Annotated in this window: 1 protein-coding gene; it reads left to right on the top strand. The window is 73.3% G+C overall.

The annotated features are described in order from the left end of the window. Positions 1 to 156 (top strand): WhiB family transcriptional regulator (locus G3I71_RS49420; RefSeq protein ID WP_164325523.1); only part of this gene is annotated, 156 nt, incomplete at its 5' end. Between the last annotated feature and the right edge of the window lie 241 nt (positions 157 to 397).

Genomic DNA, 397 nt, shown 5'->3' with positions numbered 1-397 from the left:
AAGGGCGGGTCGACGCGCGAGGCGAAGAAGGTCTGCACGCAGTGCGACGTGCGGTCCGAGTGCCTCGAGTACGCCCTGGCCAACGACGAGCGCTTCGGCATCTGGGGCGGCCTGTCCGAGCGCGAGCGCCGCAAGCTGAAGCGGCGCGTGGTCTGACGGCCCGCACGCACGGCACGTCGCGCCACGCCGGGGCGACCTGCCGTCGTGGACCCGCGCCGTCGCGCATCATGGCGCGAGCATGACTGACACGCTGTCCCCCGTGGACCCCCTCCTGACGACCGCTGCGGTACCGGTGACCACACCCGTGACCGCCGTGGTGGTCACCCGCGGACGCACGGGCTACCTCACGACGACGCTGCGGGCCCTCGCGTCGCAGACGCGGCGTCCGATGCGCGTG

It is taken from the genome of Streptomyces sp. SID12501 (assembly GCF_010550245.1).
Taxonomy (GTDB): domain Bacteria; phylum Actinomycetota; class Actinomycetes; order Streptomycetales; family Streptomycetaceae; genus Streptomyces.
The sequence above is the reverse complement of the archived record's forward strand: the minus strand, read 5'-3'. Positions and strand labels throughout refer to the sequence as shown.